The organism is Dechloromonas sp. ZY10, assembly GCF_041378895.1.
GTDB classification, from domain to species: Bacteria; Pseudomonadota; Gammaproteobacteria; order Burkholderiales; family Rhodocyclaceae; genus Azonexus; species Azonexus aquae.
This window is the reverse complement of sequence record NZ_CP144212.1, coordinates 455,830-470,751: the sequence shown is the minus strand read 5'-3', so window position 1 is coordinate 470,751 and position 14,922 is coordinate 455,830. Positions and strand designations below refer to the sequence as shown.

At 63.6% G+C, this 14,922-nt stretch carries 11 protein-coding genes; 4 read left to right on the top strand and 7 right to left on the bottom strand.

Translation table 11 applies throughout. The annotated features are described in order from the left end of the window. Positions 1-9 precede the first annotated feature (9 nt). Together VX159_RS02210 and VX159_RS02205 are read right to left on the bottom strand one after the other, a co-directional pair. Complete coding sequence (locus VX159_RS02210; RefSeq protein WP_371324359.1) at positions 10-1,374, bottom strand: TrpB-like pyridoxal phosphate-dependent enzyme; 1,365 nt, start codon at positions 1,372-1,374, stop codon at positions 10-12. Between the two features lie 147 nt (positions 1,375-1,521). Continuing rightward, positions 1,522-3,822 carry a cache domain-containing protein gene (locus VX159_RS02205; RefSeq protein ID WP_371324358.1) on the bottom strand — a complete coding sequence of 767 codons (2,301 nt, stop codon included), beginning with the start codon at positions 3,820-3,822 and terminating at the stop codon, positions 1,522-1,524. 165 nt (positions 3,823-3,987) lie between these two features. Here VX159_RS02205 and VX159_RS02200 point away from each other — a divergent pair, with 165 nt between their 5' ends. The 3 genes from VX159_RS02200 to VX159_RS02190 are packed head-to-tail and all read left to right on the top strand — an operon-like array spanning position 3,988 to position 6,330. Next, positions 3,988-4,521: a DOMON-like domain-containing protein gene (locus VX159_RS02200; RefSeq protein WP_371324357.1), complete on the top strand. Its 534-nt coding sequence runs from the start codon at positions 3,988-3,990 to the stop codon at positions 4,519-4,521. Beyond that, entirely contained in the window at positions 4,518-5,738 is a 1,221-nt protein-coding gene (locus VX159_RS02195; RefSeq protein WP_371324356.1) for an exo-beta-N-acetylmuramidase NamZ domain-containing protein, read from the top strand. The genes VX159_RS02200 and VX159_RS02195 overlap by 4 nt, the downstream gene beginning before the upstream one ends. A gap of 10 nt (positions 5,739-5,748) precedes the next feature. Next, positions 5,749-6,330, top strand: coding sequence for a hypothetical protein (locus VX159_RS02190; RefSeq protein ID WP_371324355.1), 582 nt, complete (start codon positions 5,749-5,751; stop codon positions 6,328-6,330). A gap of 1,439 nt (positions 6,331-7,769) precedes the next feature. On the opposite strand, the gene VX159_RS02185 is transcribed toward VX159_RS02190, so the two are convergent. Further along, positions 7,770-8,249, bottom strand: coding sequence for an Lrp/AsnC family transcriptional regulator (locus tag VX159_RS02185; RefSeq protein ID WP_371324354.1), 480 nt, complete (start codon positions 8,247-8,249; stop codon positions 7,770-7,772). A 155-nt stretch (positions 8,250-8,404) separates the two neighbouring features. Between VX159_RS02185 and VX159_RS02180 the strand changes: the two genes are divergently transcribed. Further along, complete coding sequence (locus VX159_RS02180) at positions 8,405-9,526, top strand: branched-chain amino acid ABC transporter substrate-binding protein (protein WP_371324353.1); 1,122 nt, start codon at positions 8,405-8,407, stop codon at positions 9,524-9,526. Between the two features lie 769 nt (positions 9,527-10,295). Here VX159_RS02180 and VX159_RS02175 read toward each other — a convergent pair. The 4 genes from VX159_RS02175 to ftsY all read right to left on the bottom strand — a co-directional run bounded on the left by VX159_RS02175 (position 10,296) and on the right by ftsY (position 14,756). Continuing rightward, positions 10,296-11,924, bottom strand: coding sequence for an FAD-dependent oxidoreductase (locus VX159_RS02175; RefSeq protein ID WP_371324352.1), 1,629 nt, complete (start codon positions 11,922-11,924; stop codon positions 10,296-10,298). A gap of 181 nt (positions 11,925-12,105) precedes the next feature. Continuing rightward, a complete protein-coding gene (gene ftsX / locus VX159_RS02170; RefSeq protein ID WP_371324351.1) occupies positions 12,106-13,005 on the bottom strand; it encodes a permease-like cell division protein FtsX in 900 nt (299 codons plus the stop codon). After that, a complete protein-coding gene (locus VX159_RS02165; protein WP_371324350.1) occupies positions 13,002-13,652 on the bottom strand; it encodes a cell division ATP-binding protein FtsE in 651 nt (216 codons plus the stop codon). Before VX159_RS02165 ends, ftsX begins: the two co-directional genes overlap by 4 nt. Positions 13,653-13,730: 78 nt before the next feature. Next, positions 13,731-14,756, bottom strand: coding sequence for a signal recognition particle-docking protein FtsY (gene ftsY, locus VX159_RS02160; protein ID WP_371324349.1), 1,026 nt, complete (start codon positions 14,754-14,756; stop codon positions 13,731-13,733). Between the last annotated feature and the right edge of the window lie 166 nt (positions 14,757-14,922).

Below are 14,922 nucleotides of genomic sequence, written 5' to 3'. Positions count from 1 at the left end.
AGGCAAAAATCAGCCGACTTTCGGCAAATGCTTCAGCGACTCGGCAATCGCTTCCTGCGGATACTCGTAATCCTCCAGCTGGCCGGAGAAGAACTTGTCGTAGGACGCCATATCGAAATGGCCATGGCCGGTCAGGCAGAAGAGGATGGTCTTGGCTTCGCCAGTCGCCTTGCAACGCAAGGCTTCGTCGATCGCGGCACGGATCGCGTGGCAGGACTCTGGCGCCGGGATGATGCCTTCGGCGCGGGCAAACTGGACACCGGCCTCAAAGGTCGCAACCTGCGGTACGGCAACGGCCTCCAGCAGCTTTTCATGGAAGAGCTGCGACACCAGCGGCGAATCGCCGTGGTAGCGCAAGCCACCGGCGTGGATGCCGGGCGGCATGAAATCGTGGCCCAGGGTGTACATCTTCATGATCGGCGTATAACCGGAGGCATCGCCATAGTCATAGGTGTAAGCGCCCTTGGTCAGCGTCGGGCAGGAGGTCGGCTCGACCGCAACGCAGCGCAGATTCGCAGCACGCTTGTCGCCAGCAGCCTTGTCGGCGAGGAAGGGGAAGGCAATGCCGCCAAAGCTGGAACCGCCGCCGCAGGGCCCGAAGATCACGTCCGGGTAGAGGCCGATTTTCTCGAACTGCTTCTTGGCTTCCAGACCAATCACCGTCTGGTGCAGCAGCACGTGGTTGAGCACCGAACCCAGGGTGTAACAGGTGCCGGGATCGGCTGCCGCCTCCTCGACTGCCTCGGAAATCGCCAGGCCAAGCGAGCCCTGGCAGTCCGGATCGGCGGCCAGCGCAGCGCGACCGGCATTGGTCAGATTGGTCGGGGAAGCAAAAACCTCGGCCCCCCAGGTCTGCATCATCGAGCGACGGAAGGGCTTCTGGCCGTAGCTGACCTTGACCATATACACCCGCACCGGCAGACCGAACATCTGGCCGGCATAGGAAATCGACGAGCCCCACTGGCCAGCGCCAGTTTCGGTGGTCAGGCGCTTGGTTCCGGCGAGCTTGTTGTAATACGCCTGCGGCACGGCGGAGTTCGGTTTGTGCGAACCGGCCGGAGAAACGCCTTCATACTTGAAGAAGATTTTGGCCGGAGTGCCGAGCGCCTGCTCCAGGCGCAGCGCTCGGCAAAGCGGTGCCGGGCGCCACTGAGCATAAATCTGACGGACCGGCTCGGGAATCTCGATCCAGCGTTGCGCCGACATTTCCTGTTCCAGAATCGGATCGGGAAAGATCGCCCCCATCGCCTCCGGCGGCACTGGCTGACCATCCGGCCCGAGCGGCGGTGCCGGTGGGTTGGGCATGTCGGCTACGACGTTGTACCAGTGGGTCGGAATTTCGTCCTGTTCGAGGTTGATGCGTAGCGGAATCACTTGGTCCGTCTCCCTGTATGAAGCATTGTTATTAGTCAAAGGCGGTAAATTAACCGAAAACGCCCCGGTGAAAAAGGCCGGAGCCTGTCGGTCAATCGTCCGACAGGCTCCTCATACCACCACAGGCTGGCGTCAAAGCGCTCCGGCTCAAACCTTGAAGAAGGCAGTCAGGTCCTGCAACTGCGCCGCCTGCCCCCCCAGTTCCTCGGCGGTTGCCGCCAGCTCCTCGGAGGCCGCCGCATTCTGCTGGGTGGCGTTGTTGAGCATGCTCATCGCCCGGTTGATCTGGTCGACGCCCGTCGACTGTTCCTGCGATGCTGATGCAATTTCCTGCACCAGATCGGAGGTCTTCTGGATTGCCGGAACCATATTGTGCAACAGGCTGCCGGCACGCTCGGCGAGCTTTACCGAATTGCCGGCCAGTTCGCCGATTTCCTGAGCCGCCACCTGCGAACGCTCGGCCAGCTTGCGCACTTCGGCGGCAACGACCGCAAAGCCCTTGCCGTGGTCGCCGGCACGGGCTGCCTCAATCGCCGCATTCAAGGCCAGCAGGTTGGTCTGGTAGGCAATGTCGTCGATGATCCCGATCTTGCCGGCGATCAACTTCATCGCATCGACCGTCTTGCCCACTTCGCGCCCCCCCTCGGCGGCTTCTTCAGCAGCGCGCGCCGCCATCTTGTCGGTGACATTGGCGTTGTCGGTATTGTGGGCAACCGAGGCGGTCATCTGCTCCAGGCTGGCCGAAGTTTCCTCGACCGACGAGGCCTGCTGCGCAGCCGATTGCGACAGCGACTGGGCAGTTGACGAAACCTGGCCGGCGGCGTTCGACAGGGCATCGGAGGCAGTCACGATCTGCGCGATAGTGCCGGAGAGACGTTCAAGGGTGCCGTTGATGGCGTCCTTCAGTGTCGCAAAATCGCCCTGGTACGGCTGACGGATACGCGCCGTCATGTCGCCCTGAGCCATTCCGGCCATCACTCGCTGGACATCGTGAATCGGCGTCACCACCGCATCCAGGGTGCCATTGACGCCTTCGACGATACGCCGGAAGTCGCCGCGATGCCGATTGGCGTCGGCGCGAGTTTCAAGACGGCCGGCAACGGCGGCGGCCGACAGCCGGTTGGCATCGGTGACCAGTGCCTTGATGTTGTCGCGAACCTGTTCGATGGTTTCGTTGATGAAACGCTTCTTGCCGGGGAAGGACTCAAGCGGCGCATCCATATTGCCTTCGCCGAACTCCCGGATGCAGGCCATTGCCTTTTTCTTGACCGCGATATGGCCGAAAACCATTTCATTGACGCCTTGCGCCATCGTCCGATAAGCCCCCTGAAAGGCCGCCTCGTCAATCCGCACATCGATATCCCCGGCATCGTGAGCGGTGGACATCCGGTTCATCTCGGCGATCAGCGACTGCAGGGTGTCGATGCAGGTATTCAGGTTGTTTTTCAGGGTATTGAAATCGCCGCGGTATTGATCGGAGATGCGCGGCGGGATGTCACCATGCGAAATCCGGTCGACGTACGATGCCGCCACGTTGAGCGGCCCGATTACGGCATCAAGGGTAGCGTTGAAACCGGCAACCACGTCACGGAAACCACCGTGCTGGGCTTCGGCATCGGCGCGGGTGGCGAGTTGCCCGGCCAGGGCTGCGTCGGTCAGCTGATTGACGCTGGAGCGCATCGCCTGCAGGCTATGCTGCACGTGCCGGGTCGAAGCCAGAATCGCCCCCATTTCGTTACTCAGTTCGACGTCGGCGGCATGGTCGAAATCGCCCTCGGCCAGTTTGTCAGTGGCTTCGACCACCAGCTTGATCGAACGCGACAAATCGCGGATCAACGACACGGCAAAAGGAATCAGCAATGCAAAAATGAGCAACGCAATCACGGCCTGGACCTTCGACTGCGCGAGCATTTCCTGGTCGATGTCCTCCAGGTAGATACCGGTGCCGATCACCCAGCCCCACGGCTCGAAGCCACGCACGAAGGAGAGCTTGGGTACCGGCTGATCCGAGCCGGGCTTGGGCCAGTAATAATCGGTAAAGCCAGCGCCGCTTTTCTTGACGATTTCGATGAACTCGCCAAAAAAGGCCTTGCCCTTCGCATCCTTGAGCGCCGACAGATCCGTTCCGTCCATCGACGGCTTGATCGGATGCATTACCATCCGGTTCTGCATGTCGTTGATCCAGAAATATTCGTTCTGGTCGTAGCGCAGCTTCTTAACCACGCTCATCGCAGTTTTCTGCGCCGTCGCCTCGTCGAGATGCCCGGCCAACTGCTCGGCATGGTAATGGGCAACCATGCCATGGACGGTTTCGACCACGTTGCGAACTTTTTGCTTGCGATCCTCAAGCAGATTGTGGCGCAGGTTGAACAAGCTGACCGCAATACTGACGGCGACGCCGATCAGCGCCACCAGCATCAGCAACTTGGTTTTGGTCTGGATTTTCATGTGAAACCGTCCTCCTCCAGGATAACGGATTGTGAATTTTGGAATTTTTCCGATGAGCGTGATGCTACCGCAGCCGCCCCAGCAGACCAAGTACCCAGCCCGGTTTGCGGTAAAGTAGGCAGCTGTTTGCCCGGCATCGCCGGCTTTTTATGACCAGATTCCGCAATGCCCCACCCCGTTCATCGTGTTCTCCACCCTTTCGCCGCCGCCGACGGCGGCGGCATTGAAGTGACGCTGCAAGCTACCGCCGATACCTGGCAAATTGACTACCGGATCGCCGCGCCCGGCCTCAAGCTGCCGGCTACAGTCGCGGCACAACGCTGCGACGGCCTGTGGCTGCACACTTGCTGCGAATTGTTCATCGCTACGGTCGACTGCCCGAATTACCGGGAATTCAATTTTTCCCCATCCGGCGCCTGGGCCGTCTACGACTTTGCCGACTACCGCCAGCGTCTTGCCGATCCAGCGGTGGCCATCGCTCCAACCTTGAACTGGCACAGCGACGCTACGGAGCACCACCTGCAGGTCACCCTGCCCGGCGAACTGCTGCCACCCGGCCCCTGGCAGATCAGCATCAGCGCCGTGCTGGAAAACCAGGCCGGCGAACTCGCCTACTGGGCCTTGCACCACCCCGGCGAACGGCCGGACTTCCACCGCCGCGACGCCTTCACCCTATTGATGGATCCACACCAGCCATGACCGCCCCCGTCTGCTTCGGCATCGACCGCCTGCTCGCCGAACCCGAGCTGCGCCATCCGCTCACCGGCCGCCGCATCGCCCTGCTCGCCCATCCCGCCTCGGTCACCGCCGACCTGACGCACAGCCTCGACGCGCTGGCCGCGCTGCCCGACCTGCAACTCACCGCCGCCTTCGGCCCGCAGCACGGGATCAAGGGCGACAAGCAGGACAACATGATCGAGACAGCCGATTTCATCGACCCGCAGCACGGCATCCCGATCTTCAGCCTTTACGGCGAAGTCCGCCGCCCGACGCCGGCAATGCTCGACACCTTCGACGTGTTGCTGGTCGACCTGCAGGACCTTGGTTGCCGCATCTACACCTTCATCACCACCCTGCGCTACGTGCTTGAAGCCGCCGCCGCCCACGGCAAGAGCGTCTGGGTACTTGACCGCCCCAACCCGGCCGGCCGCCCGGTCGAAGGCCTGACCCTGCGCCCCGGCTGGGAAAGCTTCGTCGGCGCCGGCCCGCTGCCGATGCGCCACGGCCTGACCATGGGCGAACTCGGCCAGTGGTTCATCGACCAGCTGCAGCTGACGGTCGATTACCGGGTGATCGAAATGCAGGGCTGGCAACCCGAGGCCGCCCCCGGTTACGGCTGGCCGCTGGGCGAGCGAGTCTGGATCAACCCCAGCCCGAACGCACCCAACCTGTGGATGGCGCGCGCCTACGCCGGGACGGTGATGCTCGAAGGGACGACGCTGTCGGAAGGGCGCGGCACGACGCGACCGCTGGAATTCCTGTTCGGCGCGCCGGACCTCGACGCCCGCGCCATCCTCGCCGAAATGCAGGCGCTGGCGCCGGCCTGGCTGACCGGTTGCCAGGTGCGCGAATGCTGGTTCGAGCCGACTTTCCACAAATTCCACGGTCAACTCTGCCAGGCACTGCAAATCCACAGCGAAGGCCCACGTTACGACCACGCCGCCTTCCAGCCCTGGCGGCTGCAGGCGCTGGCCTTCAAGGCGATCCGCCGGCTCTACCCGGATTACCCGATCTGGCGCGACTTCGGCTACGAATACGAATTCGAGCGGCTGGCCATCGACCTGATCAACGGCTCGCCGCTACTGCGCGAATGGGTCGACGACCCGGCCAGCACCCCGGCCCAGCTCGACGCGCTGGCTGCCGCCGACGAAGCCGCCTGGCGGGCGGCGCGCGAACCCTATCTGCGCTACCGCTGAAGGAGGCAGGATGAAGGAATCCATCGACGAGCTGCTGCGCCGCATCGGGGCGCTGCAAGAGGAAATCGAAGACGAATACCGCAAGAAGCGCGAGGAATTCGAGCAAAAACGCGCCGAACTCGCCGGCGAACTGCTGCGCCAGCAACGCCGCTCCAAAATTGGCCTGTTCCGCTTCCTGCTCCGCACCCGGCTGCTGGTGATCCTCACCGCGCCGATCATCTACGCCGGCTGGATTCCCTTCCTGTTGATGGACCTCTTCGTCACCCTCTACCAGCACACCTGCTTTCCGATCTACCGCATCCCCAAGGTCAAGCGCAGCGACTACATCGTCTTCGACCGCGAAGACCTGCCCTATCTGAACCTGATCGAAAAATTCAACTGCTTTTACTGTGCCTACGGCAATGGCGTCGCCGCCTACACCCGCGAAATCGCCGCCCGCACCGAGCAGTACTGGTGCCCGATCAAGCACGCCCGCCGGATCAAGGCCGCGCACGAACGCTACCCGAAGTTCTTCGACTACGGCGACGCCGAAGCCTTCCGCCAGGGGCTGGGGCGATTGCGGAAGCAGTATGGGGAAGAGGACGAGCGGTGACCCCGCCCCCGGTTCTTGCGGGAGCGCCGTTCACCGGCTATGGAAAACGGTTTTTTGCTTTTTTTCGGGTTGACCGTGTTGAGGACATGATCGGCGCCTTGCCTTGCCTGCCGGTTAGCCTATCGAGCCACTGGCTGAGTCGGGAATGATTGCGGCTGGTTTCCGCGCCTGACGCGCGGGCGTACTTTCTTTTGCTTCGCCAAAAGAAAGTAGCCAAAGAAAAGGCGACCCAGGCTACGCGGTCGGCTGCGCCGACTTCCCTGCGCTACTCAGCGAGCCGGGCGGCTGGCTAAACTCGCCCCTGCGGGGCTCAAACACCACCAGCCGAAATCCCCCGGCCCGCCTGCGTTGCTCGGCGCTCCACATGGGGCCCCAAGGCGTCGCGGCGGAAAGCTTGGAGCAAAAATCAACGTTGACTGGCTTTTACGGTCGACCGGCAAAAACGTCATTTTTTTACCGTCGACCGTGAATCCGAGACGTTTTTCCCCCAGCCCTCTGCGGCGTCGAGCAGCGCAGCGGGCAACGGGATCAAGGGCGAGGACTGTCTGAGGCCCAAAGGGCCGAGTTCCGCAGCCCCCCGTTGTTCGCGAGCAGCGCAGAGCACCCGGCGCAGCCGGGCGCCGCAGTGGGCGCGCCTTCTTTTGGCTACTTTTCTTGGCAAGACAAGAAAAGTATGCCCGCCGGTAAACGGTGGAAAACAGCGCCTCCCAATGCAAGAACCCAATCCCTCCGGCAAACACCACCGGCTCCTTACTTGCCCTACCGAGCCCTTGGCTTGTTCGAAAATGATTGAGCCTGGTTTCCGCGCCTGACGCGCGGGCGTACTTTCTTTTGCTTCGCCAAAAGAAAGTAGCCAAAGAAAAGGCAACCCAGGCTACGCGGTCGGCTGCGCCGACTTCCCTGCGCTACTCGTCGAGCCGGGCGGCTGCGGAACTCGGCCCTGCGGGCCTCAAACAGTCCTCGCCGACACCCCCCGGCCCGCCTGCGTTGCTCGGCGCTCCACATGGGACCCAAAGGCGTCGCGGCGGAAAGCTTGGAGCAAAAATCAACGTTGGCTGGCTTTTACGGTCGACCGTGAATCCGAGACGTTTTCCCCCTGCCCTCTGCGGCGTCGAGCAGCGCAGGACGGGCGGGGGATTTCGGTTCGCATTGTTTGAGCCGCAGGCGAGTTCATGCGAACCGCCCGCTCGTCCGAGCAGCGCAGAGCACCCGGCAAAGCCGGGCGCCGCAGCGGGCGCGCCTTCTTTTGGCTACTTTTCTTGGCAAGACAAGAAAAGTACGCCCGCCGGTCAAACGGCGGAAAGCAGCCTCAAATCAATCAAACAAGCCGACCGCCAAGGTCAGGCCCTACCGACACTCCCGCAAACCGAAATCCGCAAAACGACCATTCCCACGGTCAACCGGAAAAAACCGGCCACCACAGCGGCAGCCACAGCCCCCTACAACTCCACCTCGGTCCGCCGCGAGACGCTGCGCAGCGCCAGGTTGCTCTTGATCCGGGCGACGCCGGGCAGGCGCGAGAGGTGGCGACGGTAGAGGAATTCGTAGTCCTCGGGGTCGTTGACCAGTACTCGCAGCAGGTAGTCGACGTCGCCGGCCATGAAATAGCACTCCATCACGCCGGGGCAGCCAATGACCGCTTTTTCAAAAGCGCTGACCGCTTCCTCGCTCTGGCTCTGCAGCGTGATTTCGACGAAGAGGCTGGTTTTCTTGCCGACCCGGCGCGGGTCGACCAGCATCACGTAACCGGCGATCACGCCGCTGGCTTCCAGCCGCTGCACCCGGCGCAGGCAGGCCGGCGGCGAGAGGTTAACCTGCTCCGCCAGTTGAACGTTGGACATCCGTCCGTCCTTCTGCAACAGACGCAGGATTTCGCGGTCAACCGAATCCAGCACCAGCTCGGAAGAGTCTGCAACCATCGTTTAAAAATTGAGCCAAAAGTTAACAATATTGCACAAATAGCCAATACAGCTTTGATATTGGCAATAAAATTTACCGGCAACTGCAGAACAATTGCAGCTTCCGGCCGCCCTTACGGCGCTCCGGTTCCACACCAGATAACCAAGGAAACAAGATGAAAAAAATCGCTCTGCTGCTCGCCAGCCTGGGCAGCCTGGCCGCCGTCCAACCGGCCGCCGCCCAGACCGTGGTCAAGATCGGCTTTGCCGGCCCGCTGACCGGCCCGATTGCCCATATCGGCAAGGATGAGGAATACGCCACCCGGATGGCGCTCGACGATGCCAACGCCAAGGGCGTGGTCATCAACGGCCAGAAAGTCCGTTTTGAACTGATGAGCGAAGACGATCAGGCCGATCCCCGCCAGGCAACCATCGTCGCCCAGCGTATCGCCGATGCCGGGGCCAAGGGCGTGGTCGGTCACGTCACCTCCGGCGCCGCGATTCCGGCCGCGATGATCTACGAACAGGCCGGCATCCCGGCGATCACCCCGTCGGCGACCAACCCCAAGCTGACCCAGCAGGGTTACAAGACCGCCTACCGCGTCATCGCCAACGACTTCCAGCAGGGCGAAGCGATGGCCAAGTACGCCGCCACCGTGCTCAAGGCCAAGACCATCGCCATCGTCGATGACCGCACCGCCTACGGCCAGGGCCTCGGCGACACGCTGGCCGAAAACCTGAAAAAATTCGGCGTTCAGGTCGTCGCCCGCGAGTACACCAACGACAAGGCGGTCGACTTCACCGCGCTGCTGACCCGGATCAAGAGCAAGCAACCGGATGCGATCTTCTACGGCGGCATGGATGCGCAAGGTGCGCCAATGCTGAAACAGATCAAGCAACTCGGCCTTAACGTCAAGTTCCTCTCTGGCGACGGCGTATGTACCAGCGAAATGCTCAAGCTCGCCGCCGAAGCGCTGAGCCCGAACGTGTACTGCACCCAAGCCGGCATCCCGGCCGAGAAGATGCCCGGCGGCACCGAGTTCAAGACCCGCTTCAAGAAGACCTTCAACGTCGATGTCCAGCTCTACGCCCCGTACGCCTACGACTCGGCCAACATGCTGATCGAGGCCATGAAGCTGGCCAACTCGGTCGAACCGGCCAAGTACCTGCCGCAGCTGCAGAAAGTCACTCTCAAGGGCGTCACCGGCACGGTCGCCTTCGACACCAAGGGCGACAACAAGAACGGCGGGATCACCCTGAACCAGTTCGGCAACGGCAAGTGGCAAGTGCTTAACTAAGCCCGCCCCCCTGCCTCCGCCACGGCAGAAGCTCCCGCAAAAACGCGGCCACCGGAAAACCGGGGCCGCGTTTTTTTGTGGTGGCGTGGGAAAGACGCTATCTCCTAGCCTGCCAGCGTTATATCAAACTGCATCCAGCTCGAAGACCGGATGAACAACCTGTAACTCAAACCCCGTTTACACAAAATTCCAGACACGCCCACCGTCTGGAGTTATCGCCTCAACGATGAACCTTTCTACTTCAAGTTTTGCGGACAATTCCGCCCAAATGCCCGTGACGACAGCTTGGTCCCTGGAATTACATTGCCAGCACCGCACCTGAGGGAGTTTCTCACTGTTCCTGAGGCCATTGGAGTAAAAGGGGGGCTGTCCGTCGGTTATCACAACTGCCCACGTTACTTAAACAATACCGAGTTCATCCAGCTTGCGAGAGTCGGTTGGATTGGCGCAGGACAACAGTCGGTAGCGTTGCTAAAGAAGGAACTTGAAGCAAATCAGAAAGGGGGGGGGCGAGCAGCGATGCTTGCAGTTATTGACACACCAAAAGATAAATCCGCGTCTAGCCGGGCGAGAAAGAAATAGATGCTCTAAAAAACGCATCAACCCTGCGCCAGCGGATACTGCGCAATAAAGCCGCAAGGCACCGGTACCCCCACATTTCTGAGCGTCGGCTTTCAAAGCCTGCCAACTTCCACCACGAGTCACAAGCAGGCACCACCAAGAACCCTACCAGCCATCGACACTCAGCCCCCGCAAAAGGCCCGCCCTCTCAACCCATCACCACCCCACCCCGCCCCAGTAACTGCCGCGCCGCCTGCACGCCCCGGTATTGCGCTTCCTCAAACAGGGAAATGCCGGACAGGTCGGCATGGGCCAGCGCCAGGCGGGGATGGCGAAAGGCGAGCAGGGTTTGCCGGGGGCTGGCGAAGAGGCTGCCCGGCAGCGGGCGGCGCATGGCGTGGCCGTAGCGCATCACGTCGAGGCGGCTGACCACTTCGCGCAGGTCGGGGTGAACCCGCTCCAGTTCGCCGAGGATGCTCTCGGCCCAGGCGGCTTGCGAGGTGTTCAGCAGCAGTTGGCGGGCCGCTGCCGGGGCGAGTTCGTTCAGCGGCCGGTAGTAGGTGTAGATGCTGGCGCCGTGGTGCCGGCGCAGCAGTTGGTGCGTGGCATCGACATAGCCAAGGCCGACGCCCTCGTAGAGGACGTTGTCCCAGGCCGGCGCGGCGCCGTGGCGTTGCTGCGGCAGGCGGTCGAGGTGCAGGTTGGCGACCAGCCAGGGCGCGTAGTCGCCGCTGCCGGCGGCGGCCTTGAGCGGCCCCGGGGCGTTGCGCCAGACGTGCGGCAGGACGAAGGCCGGAGCCGCCCAGAGCAGCTTTCTGGCGTGATAGCGGCGGGATTTTTCGCCACACAGGCAGTCGACCGTGAACCCACCTTTTTCCTCGTCGATCCGCCACACCAGCGCATCGGTGACGATCCGCCCGGCGGCGTGCGCAGCCAGCCCGCGCAGCAGCCAGGCGTTACCCTCCGGCGCGGTCAGCACGCAATCGCCGGCGGCATTGGCTGCCTCGCCGTTGCGGCAGGCGAAATAATGCAGCCCGGCCCAGGCCGAGGTCTCGCCGTGGCCCAACCCGTAATCGTCGCGGCAGGCGTAATTGGCCAGCCAGTGCAGGCTGGGCGCGGTGAAACCCTGCGCCTTCAGCCAGCTGGCAAAGCTGATCCGGTCGAGCGCCAGCCAAGCCGGGTCGCGGCTGGCCAGCGCCAGCGGCAAGGCGAAGACGCGCAGGCCGTCGCGGCCGCGCTGGCGCTTCATGGCGTCGACGGTTTCGGCAAAACGCCTTTGCTGCGCCCGTTCCTCGGTATCGAGCCCGAGTTGCGGCAACAGCCCCTCTTCCCACAAGCCGTCGCGAAAAACCCGCTCCTGCGGCGTCGCGCAGAGGTAACGCTCGTCGTAAGTCGGGCGCCGGGCGCCGGGGTCGCCTTGCAGCACGCCGAGTTCAGCCAGGAGTTCGCGCACCAGCCGCGCTTCGCTGCCCGGCAGTGGCAGATAGTGCGCACCCCAGGGATAGGCGCACAGCGGCGACTGGCCGGCGCGCGAATTGCCGCCGGGTTCGGATTCCATTTCGAGCACGACGAAATCGTCAATCCCGGCCTTGTTCAGCTGCCAGGCAGCGGACATGCCCGACACCCCGCCGCCCACGATGGCAATACCAACCTGCCGGACTTCGTCGGGTGCGGGGAAATCGCCGCTGCGCAGACGGTGCGCAGCTGGCGGATTGCCGCCCAGCAACTCGCCCGGCGGCAGCGGTGGTCGGGCTTTGGCGCACGCCGCCAGCGTCCCGCCCAGAGCCCCGAAGGCGAGGCCGGCACCACCGGCGCGAAGGAAATCGCGACGCTGCATCAGGCAACTCGCGGCGGCGAGGCAGCCCGGCAGACACCAGCGGCAGGTGCAGGCCTGCGCCCGGCGCAAAAAGGCCGGCTTTTACGGTCGACCGTGAAAATGGGCCAAAAGCGCGGCCCGCAGCAGCACCGAAAAGGCGCGGTCAAACCGACGGAAAGGTGCATCCGCCGCCCCGCTGCGGCTAGTCGAACTGGCGCAGCGACAGGTGCACCGACAACTGTCCGCCGAGCCAGCCGAGCAGGCCACCGCAGCCGACCAGCGCGGCGACTTCGGCCAGGCCCGGGGTGCGCAGCGCAAACTGGGCACCATAGAGCGCCGCCAGTTCGCCGACCGGGGCGGCCAGCAGGGCCAGGCCGAGCGCCACCAGCAAGGCCGCGAGCAGGCCGCCGGCCGCACCCTGCAAGGCACCGAAATAATGGAAGGGGCGGCTGATGAAGGCGTCAGTGGCACCGATCATCCGCGCCACCTCGATCTCGGCGGCGTGGCCGAGCACCTGTAGACGGATGGTGTTGAAGGTCACCGCCACCAGCCCGGCGGCGAATACCGCCGCCAGCATTCCGAGCGCCAGCCGGCCGATCCGGATGAAGGCGTCGAAGCGCCGCACCCAGGCCGAATCGAGTTGCACGTGTTCAACCCGGGGCCAGCCGGAGATTTCCTTCTTCAGCACTTCCAGCGCCTCCGGCGCCGGGTTCGGCGGCTCGACCACGAAGGCATCGGGCAAGGGGTTGCGCGGCAGGCTGGCGACGATTTCGGCCATCCCCTCGTTGCCCTTGAGCCGCGCCAGGGCCTCGTCGCGCGGCACGAAACGCCAGCGGCCGGGGGCCGCTGCCTGCAGCCGGGCCTCGATCTCGCTCACATCCTTCTTGCTTGCATCAAGCTGCATGAAGACGCTGACCTGCTGGGCGCCGGCGGCGCCATGCCCCAACTGGCGCAGGCTGTCGAGGACCAGATAGCCGAAGGCGGGAATAGTCAGCGCAATGCCGATCACCAGCAGCGACAACAGGGTATTGAGCGGTGCCGCCAGCAGGCGGCGGACAGCGCGGCCGCAAGCGGCCTGATGCTGGGCCAGCCAGGAGTTCATAGCAGCCTCCCGTGGTCGAGACGCAGCACCCGGGGCTCGAAGCGGCGGATGCAGCCGAGGTCGTGGGTGGCGATCACGACGGTGACGCCGACCTGGTGGAAGGATTCGAAAATGGCGAAGATCTGCTCCGCCGATTCGGCGTCGAGGTTGCCGGTCGGCTCGTCGGCGACCAGCACCGCCGGCCGGTTGACCACCGCCCGGGCAATCGCCAGCCGCTGCTGTTCGCCGCCCGACAGCGCCACCGGGTTGGCCTTGGCGCGTTCAAGCAGGCCAACCTTGTCGAGCGCCGCCTGCGCCCGGCGCACCGCCTCGCGGTAAGGCAGGCCGACGATTTCCAGCGGCAGCAACACGTTCTCCAGTGCGCTGCGGTCGAACAGCAGCTTCTGGTCCTGAAAGATCAGGCCGAAATTGCGCCGGATGAACGGCAATGCACTGCGACGCAAAGCCGCGAGGTTCTGGCCGTTGACCAGCAAGCTGCCGGCAGTCGGCGCCTCGATGGTCGAAATCAGCTTGATCAGCGTCGTCTTGCCGGCCCCCGAATGGCCGGTCACGCAGACCATTTCACCCGCCGAAATCTCGAAACTGACGTCGTGCAGGGCCTGCAGCCCACCGGGGTAGCGCTTGGTCAGGTTGCTGGCAACGATCATTTTTTAGCTGGTAGCCATTAGATGTTAGGCGCTAGAGGGGAAACCCCCTCCCCCACTGAATCCTCGATCCTAAAACCCCTACTCAAACAGCGCATCGACGAAATCGCGCGCGACGAAGGGGCGCAGGTCGTCGATCTGTTCGCCGACGCCGATGAAGCGGATCGGTTTCGGACACTGGCGGGCGATGCCGGCGATCACGCCGCCCTTGGCGGTGCCGTCGAGCTTGGTCACCACCAGGCCGGTGACGTTGATCGCCTTGTCGAAGGCCTTGACCTGTTGCAGCGCGTTCTGGCCGATATTGGCGTCGAGCACGAGCAGGGTTTCGTGCGGGCCGCTCGGGTCGACCTTCTGGATCACGCGGCGGACCTTGGCGATTTCCTCCATCAGGTGCAGCTGGGTCGGCAGACGGCCGGCAGTGTCGGCGAGGACGATGTCGATGCCGCGCGCCTTGGCCGCCGAAATGGCGTCGAAGATCACCGCCGCCGGGTCGCCGGACTCCTGCGCGATCACCGTCACGCTGTTGCGCTCGCCCCAGGTCTGCAATTGCTCGCGGGCGGCGGCGCGGAAGGTGTCGCCGGCGGCCAGCAGGACGCTCTTGCCCTGGTTCTGGAAGTACTTGGCCAGTTTGCCGATCGAGGTCGTCTTGCCGGCGCCGTTAACCCCGGCAATCATGATCACGAAGGGTTTGTGGCCGGACACGTCGAGCGGTTGTTCGAGCGGCAGCAGGGTGTCATGCAGCGCGTCGGAGAGGGCCTTCTGGATCGCCTCCGGGGTGTCGAGCTTGTCGCGCTTGGCGCGCGCCTTGAGCTCTTCGAGCAGGTGGGTGGTTGCCTCGATCCCGACATCGGAGGTCAGGAGCAGGGTTTCCAGTTCTTCGAGCAACTCGTCATCGACCTTGCCCCGCGAGAACAGCGACTTGAGCTTGCCGCCGAGTTGGGCGCGGGTCTTGGCCAGGCCCTTGAACAGGCGCTCGCGCCAGGAAGGCGCGGCGGCGGCTTCGACGGCCGGCGCTGCGACCGGTGCAGCGGCTGGCGTGCTTTCGGCGACGATCGGTGCTTCGGCTGCCGGTTCGCCGGCGATTTTTTTCTTGAGGAAACTGAACATGGTGGACGCAGTCGAAAGTGGGCTGGTAATACTGGCAAAGCAGGCTGACAAGGCCGGCCGGAGAAAGCATTCGAGCAACCGCCGGACGGGCTGACAGGCTCGCGGCAAGCGGCTAAGATGCCGCCCGGATGGCTGCAAAAACAGGCCTGAATTCTAACAGAAAGCC

Excerpts from the sequence above, each read along its gene's own strand:
- ftsX (WP_371324351.1), bottom strand. The coding sequence starts at position 13,005 with ATGAACTCCTGGCTGGCCCAGCATCAGGCCGCTTGCGGCCGCGCTGTC.
- VX159_RS02165 (WP_371324350.1), bottom strand. The coding sequence starts at position 13,652 with ATGATCGTTGCCAGCAACCTGACCAAGCGCTACCCCGGTGGGCTGCAG.
- VX159_RS02195 (WP_371324356.1), top strand. The coding sequence starts at position 4,518 with ATGACCGCCCCCGTCTGCTTCGGCATCGACCGCCTGCTCGCCGAACCC.
- ftsY (WP_371324349.1), bottom strand. The coding sequence starts at position 14,756 with ATGTTCAGTTTCCTCAAGAAAAAAATCGCCGGCGAACCGGCAGCCGAA.
- VX159_RS02175 (WP_371324352.1), bottom strand. The coding sequence starts at position 11,924 with ATGCAGCGTCGCGATTTCCTTCGCGCCGGTGGTGCCGGCCTCGCCTTC.
- VX159_RS02185 (WP_371324354.1), bottom strand. The coding sequence starts at position 8,249 with ATGGTTGCAGACTCTTCCGAGCTGGTGCTGGATTCGGTTGACCGCGAA.
- VX159_RS02200 (WP_371324357.1), top strand. The coding sequence starts at position 3,988 with ATGCCCCACCCCGTTCATCGTGTTCTCCACCCTTTCGCCGCCGCCGAC.
- VX159_RS02205 (WP_371324358.1), bottom strand. The coding sequence starts at position 3,822 with ATGAAAATCCAGACCAAAACCAAGTTGCTGATGCTGGTGGCGCTGATC.
- VX159_RS02180 (WP_371324353.1), top strand. The coding sequence starts at position 8,405 with ATGAAAAAAATCGCTCTGCTGCTCGCCAGCCTGGGCAGCCTGGCCGCC.
- VX159_RS02190 (WP_371324355.1), top strand. The coding sequence starts at position 5,749 with ATGAAGGAATCCATCGACGAGCTGCTGCGCCGCATCGGGGCGCTGCAA.